Here is an 8,123-nt window from a genome sequence, read left to right on the forward strand (position 1 = left end):
GTACCGCGATTAGCCAGAAAGTCAATTGCTGCTTGCGGAAAAGTATCTTTAAGAATTTGTATCAAAGGGGTGGTGAGAATAACATCACCAATCAGACGCGTGTTAACGATAAGGATCGAATCAGGCATGGTTATCATACTTGTCAACTCCATCAATCAACAACCTGAATAGATCGAGATATTGTTTCGTTGTTGCTTGTAATGAATGTTGTGAAACAACATAACGATAGGCTGCATCTGTAAGGATGTTAAAAGCAGATGGGTTCTCAAGAATTTGGTCTATTCCTAAGGCAATTCCATCGGAATCGCCTGTGTCACACAAAAAACCGCGCCCTTCAACAAGCTCCAGCAAGCCTCCCGCCTTTGTAGATACAACCGGCACATGGTAGGCAAAGGCATCCAATACGCTACTACACAATCCTTCTTCGCGGGAACTGATACAGAACAGATCCATCAGAGCAAACATATCCTCCACATCTGTAACAAATCCCATCAGAATGTACCTATCATGTAGCCCCAACTCATCTATTCTTCGCTGAAGTTCTAGCCTCAGCGGGCCATCACCAAAATGCAAAAAGACAAAATCGCTTCTTAGAAGCGATAATTTCTTTATTGCCTGCAGCATCGTAAAAGGGTCTTTATCTTGATCAAGAGCGGCAATTGTGGCCACAATTTTTTTACTAGCAAGTCCCAGCCTGCTGTAAACTTTTTCGGCGCGCTGTTTACTCAGCAATCGTGGTACGACAACATCATAAATAACGTGGACATTGCGAATTCCAAAGGCTTCAAGCACTCGTTTTACGGAATAAGAGATTGCAACAACACAATCAGTTTTTTTGTATTTTAACTTTGTGAGCCATCCTCTAGGCACGAAGTTAACCCTTCGGGTATAGACCACCGGTCGTCCATGAAACGGTTTTGTAATAACCGCGGCAGTCTGTGACTTGGCTGTTTGTGCCTGTATAAGATCATACCTGGAAGCATTTCGAGCCAGCCACCAAAAGGTTTCAACATTTCCGCCAACCTCGTGCACTTTTATCCCTGTGGCCAGTGCCTGGTCTACAAGTGGAGATCCCTGACGACAAAGCAACTCAACCAGCGCTCCCTGCTGCATAAAACCAACAGCGTTATGCAGAGTCTGACGTTCTCCACCTCGCCAGCTTTTTTCAGTATTAACAATAAGCAGATACATAGAGCGGGCTTTCAGAGCCAGATAACTGACATACAAAATTAAGGTCGTTCATTTAGTTCAGAGAGCTTGATTATTTTATAAAACACCCCAATTGCCCCGGATGTTGCAATCAGGAGACCTGCTCGACCATCAAGAAATCCTTGTTTTAAGATATAGCCCTTTACAAACGCGGCTATCGCCCTGATGACGGCACGCACTGCCCCACCAGCCCTTCCATCTTCTTGCATCTGGTATGCGCCAGCCATGGCATAGCTGTGCATCTTGAGAATAAAATCCTCAGGGCCGCTATACGAATAATGTTCCAATGCTGCCTGCAACCTCGCCGTTGTACCGTCAATTTCTACAGACTCATGCACCCTTCTGTCATTAAACCGCCCTTTGTCTTTCCTGAAAACACGCAGGACTTCATCAGGCCACCAACCACCATGTTTAATCCACTGCTTTTTATACATGTTTTTTCGTTGCACCCAGCATCCGGCAAGATCACAACCATCATGGATCGTCGCCTGTATTTCAGCTGCCAGCTCAGGTGTAACCACTTCATCAGCATCAACAGAGATAATCCAGGTATGAGAAGCAAGCGACACTGCATAGTTTTTCTGGGGGCCAAACCCCAGCCATGGTTGGTTAAAGAATTTAACTCGAGGATTTGACCTGCAAATTTCTTCCGTTCTATCAGTACTGCCGGAATCAACTACAATTATTTCGTCAACAAAATTAAGACTTGCAAGGCAGGCCCCAATATTTTTTTCTTCGTTCAGCGTTATGATAGTAGCGGTAATACCCATCACACATGACCCTGCTCGCTGGCTACATCACTAAACTGCAAACTATGCAACCTGCGGTACAGGCCACTCCCCTCAATCAGGTCCGCATGGGAGCCAGCTTCAATAACCCTTCCTTTTTCAAGAACCACGATGGTATCTGCGTGCATCACCGTAGACAGCCGGTGGGCAATAACAAAGGTAGTACGGTTCAGCATCAGGTTATCCAATGCCTGTTGCACCATTTTCTCACTTTCAGTATCCAGGGCGCTGGTAGCCTCGTCAAGAATCAAAATCGGCGCATTTTTCAGCAAAGCCCGGGCAATACAGATCCGCTGACGTTGGCCACCGGAGAGACGTATACCACGGTCACCAATATTGGTGTCATATCCTTCCGGCAGTTCCTGAATAAAGTCATGGGCAAAGGCAGCCTTTGCCGCTGTCTCCACCTCACCATCATCAGCCCCTGTTTTGCCGTAACGAATGTTATTGGCAATGGTATCATTAAACAGGGTTGTCTCCTGATCAACCAACGCAAACTGACGATTTAACGCATCCATCCGCAGGTGACGAAGGTCATGCCCATCAAGCAGAATACTGCCCTGATTAACATCATACAGACGCATCAGAAGTGCCGCCAGGGTCGACTTACCGCCACCAGACGGGCCAACCAGCGCAACCATCTGTCCCGGTTCAACCGCTAGGGAAACCCGATCAATAATGGTTTCATCACCGTAACCAAAGCTGATATCACGCATCGCAACCCTGCCGGTCACCCGGTCAATTTCCAGGGCATCTGGCTGTTCTGTAACCGTGCGCTGGGCATCCATCTGCTGAAAAACACGTTCTGCCGCACCGGCAGAACGCTGAATGGTATTGTAGGAGCCCTGCAGTTTTTTGACCGGATTAAACAGCATGATCATGGCGGCGATAAAAGAAAACAGCTCAGAGGCGGTCATCCTGCCAGACATGACCTGACTGCCACCCAGCCAGACCACCGCTGCAATCCCCAGCGAGATGATCATCTCAGATACCGGCATGGCCAGCGATTCATACTTGATAAACTTCTTGTACTGCCCCAGAAAGGCAAGATTTTCAGACCGGAAGCGCTCGATAACCGTTCCCTCCAGACCAAAAGCCTTGATCACCTTGATGCCGGAAAAGGTCTCCTGCAGGATAGTGCCGATCCCACCCATCACATCCAGGCTACGCCGGGCAGAGTTTTTGATCTTTTTGCCGATCAACTGAGCAGGATAGATAGTTATTGGCAGTACCACAAAACAGAGGATAGCCAGCTGCCAGTTACGATAAAAGATCACGCTCAGCAGAGAAATGAAAGAAATCATATCCCGGAACAGACCACAGACCACGTTAGCCATGCCATCCTGCATCATACCGATGTCGTTGGTCATTCTCGACATCAATTCGCCGGTGGCCTGTTTGTTGTAAAAGGCCATGTCCTTGCGGATAGTATTGCTGTACAGGTCGTTGCGGATATCCTGGATCGCCTTCTGGCCGGCCAGCTTAATGGTGGTATCGTAAGTAAAACGACAGATCCCCCGCAGAACAAAGAGCGCTATGATGCCGACCGGCACCAGCAAAAAGATGCCGGTATCTTTGCCAGCAAAGATCTTTTTCAATACCGGCTCCACCAGATAGGCAAAGGCGCCATCCATGGCTCCCACAACCATTGAGCAGAGGGCAGAGATCACCAGCAGCCCCCAGTAGGGCTTGAGATAGGCAAGGGTTCGTATCAAGACAGGATTCATGGTTCTCCAGGAATATTTGCTTCATAGAGCAACTGTGCTGCCTGTACTACATCGTCGGTCGAAACAGCTGTCATACAACGATGATCAGTAGGGCAGACCCGCAGCTTACAGGGGGCGCAATCAACACTTTGGCGCACAATAGCCGCCTTATCAGAACAGGGGGCCGTACCAACATGGTCAGTGGGGCCAAAGACCGCCACCAGCGGGACTCCAAACGCTGCTGCAATATGCATCGGACCGGAATCATTGGTCACAAAAAAATTGCAGCGTTTGATCAGTGCCATCAGCTGCCGCACCGAAGTTTTACCAGCTGTATTAAGACACTGCGCCTGTAGTGTCTGTTCAATCTCATTGACAATCCCCACTTCATCCGGCCCACCAAACAGGATAATCCGGGCATTCCATTTGTCAGCCAGACGTCTGGCCACCTCGCCAAACCGCTCTGGATACCAGCGTTTGGCTGAACCGAAACTGGCACCGGCATTAATGCCAAGCAACATCGCTTCAGCAGGTATGCCATGTATCGCAAGCAGAGCCGCAGCCTCATCATCTTCTTGCAGTGTCGTGGCAAGAAATGGCTCAGATTGACTGGCAGAGATTCCAAATGACCGCACCAGATCGCAGTAGTACTGTACCTCATGGCGATCCTGCGGTGGATTCTGCTCGTAAAAGCGTCTGGTTAACAACAGACTGCGCCTATCCGATGCCTTGCCCCACCGGTGCGGAATCCTTGCCAGCCAGGGAATCAGAGCAGAATCAAATGAATTAGGCAGAATAATTGCCAGATCAAACTGTTCATGCTTCAGTTGGTGTGCCAGACGCAGACGACCGGCAAGGCCGTTGTGTTCACCTTTTCGATCAAAGAACAGCACCTGGTCAATAGCCGGATGTCCCTGCAGCAGTTGCCCGACTAATGGATTGGCAAGCAGTGTGATCCTGGCTTTGGGATAGGCTTCCCGAACAGCCATCAGGGCCGGAGTTGCCATAACCGCATCACCGATCCAATTAACTGCTCTCACCAGTATGCTATGGTAATCCTGCTGCATTATGCCTAACCTGTAACAAACGGGAATAGTATGCCGGAATCAGCGCAAGCTTGAAAGTAGTTTATCTAAGGCACTCTGTAACAGCTGATCAGGATCATCAAGCTTCAGTTCCAATCGTGCTGTAACCAGTTTGTTACTCCATGCCTGATTACAGCCAGCCAGCTTGACTCCATCCTTAGCGGTAGTTACCAGCCAGTCTACTGCAGAGTCGGCAGCAAGCCGGTCAATGAGTATCAAGCGGTCATCAGCATAGAATGCATGGTCCGGCAGGGCAAGGGTTGCCACCAACTGAATCCCCAGTGCTTGCAATCCATTAAAAAACGCAGATGGGTCTGCAATGCCGGCAAAGGCAGCCACCCGCCCCTGCTGTAACTTTTCAAGCGACAGTTCCTCACCGGTTTTCAGGTAATTAAAGCCAGTCAAACAATGCTCTGAACAACAGCTGGGCAAACCGAGGTCAGGAATGACCTGCCCGGGACGACACCGGGTAAACAGTGCCAGATCAGCCCGTTTCACAGCAGTGCGTGGTTCACGAAGCAACCCAAGTGGCAGAGTCCATCCATTACCAAAGGGTCGTGTCCCGTCTAACAACAAAATATTTAAGTCCCGATGCAGCCGGATATGTTGGAAACCATCGTCAAGCAGCATAACATCCGGTTTGAGCTGTTCCAACGCCACCAGACCGGCCTGATACCGGTCAGCGCCGATTACGACCATCAGCCCCGGCAGACTCCGAGCAAGCAGGCAAGGTTCGTCACCGGCCTGATCAGGCCCCAGCAGTAATGAGTTGCCGTCACTTACGATAGCGACCTGCCCCTCAAGGGAGCCACCATAACCACGGGAAAGGACCGCTATCCGGTACCCACGTTTCTGCAACTCCCGTGCAATCAGCATGGTTGCGGGAGTTTTACCGGTTCCACCCACGGTGATATTTCCGATGGAAATGACCGGACAGGGTAGTTTGTGGGTGGACAGGAGACCACCCTGGTAGAGCAGAGCCCTGACCCTCAGCGCCATAGCATACAGTGCTGCAAATGGAGCCAGGAGCAGTTTCATAGCCAGGCTGACCATTCCGCTGTTACTTCCTTCAGCGACTCCCCGCCACCAGACTCCACGACTCATTGAGCCATCACCTCTTCCAGCATGGCGAGATGCCGCTCCACTGCACCACCACTGTCACGCAGCAGCTTAAGGCCGTTGCTGCCCACAACATGCCGCAGTTCAGGAGTTGCCAGAAAGTCTGCTGCTGCATCCAGCAGCTCCTGTTGACCCGCCACCTGTACCCCGGCGCCATACTCAAGGGTGAGAGCGGTAATTTCCTGAAAATTATCCATATGGGGGCCAAAGATGATCGGGATCCCCCGTGAGGCAGGCTCCAGCAGATTATGGCCACCGGTGGGGACCAGACTGCCACCCACATAGGCCAGATCAGACAGGGCGTACAGCTGCATCAACTCTCCTACCGTATCAACCAACAGGACCATACCAGCATGGCAACCTGAAGAAAGCTGTTCCAGTGCGGATCTGCGCAGAACCGGCAAACCAAGACCACTAATCAGTGTCTCCACCTCTACGGTCCGTTCTGGATGACGTGGCACCAATACCAGTAACAGGTGATCAAACTGCTTGAGCAGTTCCTGATAGACTGCCAGCACCTGCTCATCTTCGCCGGGATGGGTGCTACCAATGCAGAAAACTGCCAGATCTGCCGAGATCTGATACTTCTGGCGCAACTGTCGTCGCTCATCACCAGTAACCGGGCTGAACGGTATGTCGTACTTAAGATTACCGAGAACTTTACTGCGAGACTGCGGTGCACCAATGGCCAGTATCCGCTCAAGATCTGCCGTACTCTGCATCCCCAAGCCGCTAAAACGCTGCAACACCGGCTTAAAGAACCAGTCAAAGCGCAGATAACGCGGGAAGGAACGTGCTGAGATCCGACCATTGGCCAGTACAAGCGGTATATCGCGGCGTTGTGCCTCATGGGTAAAGACCGGCCAGATTTCAGTCTCCATAATAATAATCGCCTGCGGGTTTACGGCATCAAGCAGGCGACAGACCGCAAAATGAATATCAAACGGAAAGTAGGTGATCAGATCAGCCAGTTGGTCCTGTTCAGCCACACTGCGCCCGGTTTCGGTGGTGACCGAAAGCAGCAACCGGAATTGGGGGTAACGCTGCCGCAGACCTTTCAGCAGCGGACGGGCAGCAATAACCTCCCCCACGGAAACAGCATGCAGCCAGATGACCGATTGTCCGGCAAGGAGCTGCTGGCTGTGGCTGGGCAGAAAACCGAACCGCTCACCAAAGGCGCTTTTACGCCCTCTGCTGATTGAGCGATACCAGTGGTACAGCAGGGCAAAGGGCAGAGCAAGCAGCGTCAGTAAACGGTACAGTATCGACCAGTTCATGACAATACGTCCTCGCTGTTCTCCTGTTCTGGCAACAGCAAGGCGGCCAGTATCTGCCCGGTCAGCCAGACCATGCCAAAGGCCCAGAGACAATCGGTTAGAAAATGCCCTCCTTGGGCAATTCGTGCCACACTCATCAAAACACCAAAGCCGATCCCGCCCCAGAGCCAGAAAACTGCAGCAGTTGGTTTCCGGCGCCGATACACAAACCAGGGAGTGGCCAGATAAAAAGCAGCGGAAGAGTGACCGGATGGAAATGAGCGTCCTTTTCCGCTAATTCCCGGTTGCCACGGTTGCAGAAACGACTTATTGCCGTTGAATACCGTCACCTCACGGGGACGGGGACGCCCCCAATGCTCCTTGAATACGCTGTTCACCAGCAATCCAGGCCCCATAATCAGTAGCAGCACCATGAAAATTGCTGCCTTCCGCCAGGAGATCAGAGCGGGGCTGTAATAGCTCCAAGCCAGTACCGACAGCCAACCCAATGCCAGCAGCACCGCAGGGGTCCTGTCAATCCGGTAGAGCAGCTTCCAGGGAAACTGCTCACCAATCGGCCAGTGTCCTTCCTGGAAAAACAGCCCGGAAAGCAGCTGATCAACACCATTATGGACCAGCAGACCGGTGGCAATCACCAGTAAAACCAGCACCATCCAGAGTTCCGCCCAGAAGCGTCCGTTGCTCATAGCCCTTCGGTTCTCTTCCAGCGGCGATGCACCCAGTACCACTGCGTTGGATGGGCCACAATAAACTTCTCAATCATGCGGGAATAGATTTTAACGTCATCCTGCCAGCCTTGCTCATCGCCCTCGCCGTTAAACAGCAGTGCCGGGTAGATATCAATAACATGATGATCATCTTCCCTATGAATAAAGGCCGGAACAATCGTCACACCGGTCTTGCGGGCGATCAATACCGGAGCTTTGGATGCCCAGGCCT

General features: G+C 51.3%; 7 protein-coding genes and 1 pseudogene. All 8 read right to left on the bottom strand.

The genetic code is table 11. The features are described from left to right. Positions 1-120: 120 nt before the first annotated feature. Positions 121-1,191 carry a glycosyltransferase gene (locus OEL57_RS11005; RefSeq protein WP_300740585.1) on the bottom strand — a complete coding sequence of 357 codons (1,071 nt, stop codon included), beginning with the start codon at positions 1,189-1,191 and terminating at the stop codon, positions 121-123. Between the two features lie 38 nt (positions 1,192-1,229). Then, positions 1,230-1,979, bottom strand: coding sequence for a glycosyltransferase family 2 protein (locus OEL57_RS11010; protein WP_300740591.1), 750 nt, complete (start codon positions 1,977-1,979; stop codon positions 1,230-1,232). After that, complete coding sequence (locus OEL57_RS11015) at positions 1,979-3,724, bottom strand: ABC transporter ATP-binding protein (RefSeq protein ID WP_300740586.1); 1,746 nt, start codon at positions 3,722-3,724, stop codon at positions 1,979-1,981. The genes OEL57_RS11010 and OEL57_RS11015 overlap by 1 nt, the downstream gene beginning before the upstream one ends. Then, positions 3,721-4,743 carry a lipopolysaccharide heptosyltransferase II gene (gene waaF, locus OEL57_RS11020; RefSeq protein WP_300740587.1) on the bottom strand — a complete coding sequence of 341 codons (1,023 nt, stop codon included), beginning with the start codon at positions 4,741-4,743 and terminating at the stop codon, positions 3,721-3,723. The genes OEL57_RS11015 and waaF overlap by 4 nt, the downstream gene beginning before the upstream one ends. Before the next feature lie 66 nt (positions 4,744-4,809). After that, positions 4,810-5,892, bottom strand: a complete 1,083-nt coding sequence (gene lpxK, locus OEL57_RS11025) for a tetraacyldisaccharide 4'-kinase (RefSeq protein ID WP_300740588.1) — start codon at positions 5,890-5,892, stop codon at positions 4,810-4,812. Further along, the gene (locus OEL57_RS11030) at positions 5,889-7,184 is read right to left on the bottom strand and encodes a 3-deoxy-D-manno-octulosonic acid transferase (RefSeq protein WP_300740589.1); all 1,296 of its coding nucleotides are present in this window, start codon (positions 7,182-7,184) and stop codon (positions 5,889-5,891) included. Before OEL57_RS11030 ends, lpxK begins: the two co-directional genes overlap by 4 nt. Further along, complete coding sequence (locus OEL57_RS11035) at positions 7,181-7,870, bottom strand: phosphatase PAP2 family protein (RefSeq protein WP_300740590.1); 690 nt, start codon at positions 7,868-7,870, stop codon at positions 7,181-7,183. The genes OEL57_RS11030 and OEL57_RS11035 overlap by 4 nt, the downstream gene beginning before the upstream one ends. Next, positions 7,867-8,123 (bottom strand): annotated as a pseudogene (locus tag OEL57_RS11040) (lipid A biosynthesis acyltransferase); the annotation flags it as partial. The pseudogene OEL57_RS11040 and the gene OEL57_RS11035, both read right to left, overlap by 4 nt.

The sequence above is a fragment of the Trichlorobacter sp. genome (assembly GCF_030247655.1).
GTDB lineage: Bacteria > Desulfobacterota > Desulfuromonadia > Geobacterales > Pseudopelobacteraceae > Trichlorobacter.

Coding starts and splice junctions, on each gene's coding strand:
- OEL57_RS11005 (WP_300740585.1), bottom strand. CDS start 1,191: ATGTATCTGCTTATTGTTAATACTGAAAAAAGCTGGCGAGGTGGAGAA.
- OEL57_RS11010 (WP_300740591.1), bottom strand. CDS start 1,979: ATGGGTATTACCGCTACTATCATAACGCTGAACGAAGAAAAAAATATT.
- OEL57_RS11015 (WP_300740586.1), bottom strand. CDS start 3,724: ATGAATCCTGTCTTGATACGAACCCTTGCCTATCTCAAGCCCTACTGG.
- lpxK (WP_300740588.1), bottom strand. CDS start 5,892: ATGAGTCGTGGAGTCTGGTGGCGGGGAGTCGCTGAAGGAAGTAACAGC.
- OEL57_RS11030 (WP_300740589.1), bottom strand. CDS start 7,184: ATGAACTGGTCGATACTGTACCGTTTACTGACGCTGCTTGCTCTGCCC.
- OEL57_RS11035 (WP_300740590.1), bottom strand. CDS start 7,870: ATGAGCAACGGACGCTTCTGGGCGGAACTCTGGATGGTGCTGGTTTTA.